Here is an 881-nt window from a genome sequence, read left to right on the forward strand (position 1 = left end):
GGCTCTGTTGCAAAAATCGTGAAGCTTGAGCATGCTTGGCGGAGATTGGACGGACGGAACGATGACGGATTTCAAGTGGCGCCATTTCCAGGGTGATGTGATCCTGTGGGCGGTGCGCTGGTATTGTCGCTATCCGATCAGCTATCGCGACCTTGAGGAAATGCTGGCGGAACGCGGCATTTCGGTCGACCATACGACGATCTATCGCTGGGTCCAGTGCTACGCCCCGGAGATGGAGAAGCGGCTGCGCTGGTTCTGGCGGCGTGGCTTTGATCCGAGCTGGCGCCTGGATGAAACCTACGTCAAGGTGCGGGGCAAGTGGACCTACCTGTACCGGGCAGTCGACAAGCGGGGCGACACGATCGATTTCTACCTGTCGCCGACCCGCAGCGCCAAGGCAGCGAAGCGGTTCCTGGGCAAGGCCCTGCGAGGCCTGAAGCACTGGGAAAAGCCTGCCACGCTCAATACCGACAAAGCGCCGAGCTATGGTGCAGCGATCACCGAATTGAAGCGCGAAGGAAAGCTGGACCGGGAGACGGCCCACCGGCAGGTGAAGTATCTCAATAACGTGATCGAGGCCGATCACGGAAAGCTCAAGATACTGATCAAGCCGGTGCGCGGTTTCAAATCGATCCCCACGGCCTATGCCACGATCAAGGGATTCGAAGTCATGCGAGCCCTGCGCAAAGGACAGGCTCGCCCCTGGTGCCTGCAGCCCGGCATCAGGGGCGAGGTGCGCCTTGTGGAGAGAGCTTTTGGCATTGGGCCCTCGGCGCTGACGGAGGCCATGGGCATGCTCAACCACCATTTCGCAGCAGCCGCCTGATCGGCGCAGAGCGACAGCCTACCTCTGACTGCCGCCAATCTTTGCAACAGAGCCC

The 881-nt window shown here is 60.6% G+C and carries 1 protein-coding gene; it reads left to right on the forward strand.

All coding sequences use genetic code 11. The annotated features are described in order from the left end of the window. The first annotated feature begins 61 nt into the window (after window positions 1-61). Window positions 62-826: an IS6-like element IS6100 family transposase gene (locus AC3WLB_RS24275; RefSeq protein ID WP_001389365.1), complete on the forward strand. Its 765-nt coding sequence runs from the start codon at window positions 62-64 to the stop codon at window positions 824-826. The last annotated feature ends 55 nt before the right edge of the window (window positions 827-881 follow it).

The sequence above is a fragment of the Herbiconiux sp. FW305-C-125 genome (assembly GCF_058783455.1).

Excerpts from the sequence above, each read along its gene's own strand:
- AC3WLB_RS24275 (WP_001389365.1), top strand. The coding sequence starts at position 62 with ATGACGGATTTCAAGTGGCGCCATTTCCAGGGTGATGTGATCCTGTGG.